The following is a 1,583-nucleotide window of genomic DNA, read 5'->3' as shown; positions in this document are numbered from 1 at the left end:
TAGAAAAAAACTTGCTCAACCAAATGCAACAGGCTTATCAAGCTTGTTGTGCCGATGGATTATGGGATGATTGGGAAGATGAACTCCCTGACAGTTTCTATGAAATTCTAAGAAATTTGGATTGGGAGGAGAAAGCTCAACCAACTGATGATGAAAAACTTATTGTAAAATTTGTCGATCGTTTATTAGACACTGGAGATATTCCCAAGCCAACTGCTGAGAAACTCAAGCAATGGTTAGAAAAAAATGCCAATAACATTTCTAATTTATTAGCTCAGAGTAGCAGTAACTCTCAAAATCATCAGCAACAAAATTTAGAGGCACAACCTTATCTGCTTATCAAGCTAGATCCCAGTAAGCAATATCACCAACAACGTCAACCTAATTATTTAGTCTCAGCTTGGTTCATTCCTGACAAAAATAATTATAATTACTTAGAAGAGCCTCAAAATTGTAAATTTTTAGAGACTCGATCAGCTGATGGAGAATCTGAACAAGATGTTTTATCTTTTAAAAAGTTAGAAAATTTCATAAAAAAATTTTTAAGTGATCCACAAAACAACAGTGAATTTTGCAAAAATACAAGTATTGTATTTTCATTGCCTTATGAACTATTAAACTATGAAATTGAAAGAATTAATATTACAAATTATTATGGTTTAACACTTCCTATGGGTAAGCATTATAAAGTATTTATTCGATCTCTAAAACGTTGTGAACGTTTGAATCATAACAATGGTCACCAAAAAAGTTGCAGCGAAAAATGGAAAAAAATCAAAGATAGTCGTGAAAATAAATGCCATCAAGAATTTGTTGATGTTGGTAAATTTGATTTTGATTCGGAAAGGTTGTATGCTCATTTAAAAAACGAAAAAATGAATAAAAAAACCATAGCATTAAAATTATATAACCCCCCAGATTATGAGATATTAAAAGTAATTGACACGATGGAAATACCAGTTGCTTTATGGCTGAGAAAGAATGATTTTAAAACTATCATCAATTGTCAAGAGGAATTTGATAAATTATTCGAGTGTCAAATAAATGAACTTCCCAAAAAGGTAGAAGAACAACGTTTAAAGGCTCCTAACGAAGAGGATGGACAAGAATACATTGGACACCATCTTGCTCTTTTGTGGGAAGACCCCGATCTACTACCACCCCAGATTGACTATACAACCCTATGACTAATAACTCTTGGAAAATCTTTCGCGGAACTCCCGAACAACCCCACGAAGGCATTCAACGCCTTCCTGATCCTCCTAGCTGGCGGAAATTTGACAAAACAAAACGGGGTACAACCTATCAGACCAGGCCAGAGGAAATAGAGTTAGTCAATGCCGCTTTGTATCTGCGTCGTCCTTTATTAGTAACCGGAAAACCAGGCACAGGAAAAACATCGTTGGCCTATGCAGTCGCTCAAGAGTTACAATTAGGAGAAGTGTTACGTTGGAATATTACCACTCGCTCCCATTTACAGCAAGGACTTTATAGTTATGATGCCATTGGTAGATTACAAGATGCTCAAGGAAGCGACAAGGATAATTTAGCAGACATTGGTAAGTATATTCAATTGGGTCCCA

Annotated in this window: 2 protein-coding genes; both read left to right on the top strand. The window is 35.2% G+C overall.

What is annotated here, in order from left to right:
- Positions 1-1,187: hypothetical protein (locus F6K49_RS47530; protein WP_293109522.1), on the top strand; the 1,187-nt coding region annotated here is incomplete at its 5' end.
- A partial coding sequence (locus F6K49_RS47525) for an AAA family ATPase (RefSeq protein WP_293109518.1) occupies positions 1,184-1,583 on the top strand: 400 nt, incomplete at its 3' end. The genes F6K49_RS47530 and F6K49_RS47525, both read left to right, overlap by 4 nt.

The sequence above is a fragment of the Moorena sp. SIO3I6 genome (assembly GCF_010672095.1).
The sequence above is the reverse complement of the archived record's forward strand: the minus strand, read 5'-3'. Positions and strand labels throughout refer to the sequence as shown.